The sequence below is a fragment of the Oceanobacillus saliphilus genome, from assembly GCF_023522835.1.
GTDB classification, from domain to species: Bacteria; Bacillota; Bacilli; order Bacillales; family Amphibacillaceae; genus Oceanobacillus; species Oceanobacillus saliphilus.
In genome coordinates, this window is record NZ_JALCZU010000266.1 from 1 (window position 1) to 252 (window position 252).

Annotated in this window: 1 protein-coding gene; it reads right to left on the reverse strand. The window is 36.9% G+C overall.

Annotated elements, in window-relative coordinates; all coding sequences use genetic code 11:
- Nucleotides 1–252 (reverse strand): hypothetical protein (locus MN204_RS21110; protein WP_249873005.1); only part of this gene is annotated, 252 nt, incomplete at both ends.

Sequence of the window (252 nt, forward strand, 5' to 3'; positions counted from 1 at the left end):
TCCTTCTTGTCAAAGCATACATGCTTGCAATGGCTTTTAACCGTGTCTCATCCAATGTTTCTAGATCATCTAGCCGTGAAGACAAAAATTCATGGCTAGTCCATTCTAGAGTTTGTGCAACCCTCAATGTTGGAATTAAGAATTCCATGGGCATAATAATATCTAGTCCAAAAACCATGTTATAGGGAGTGGTTTCTAAAGCTGTTTTATAAGCTTTTCTATAGACCCAAAGAGCAGTTGAGAGTTTTAATT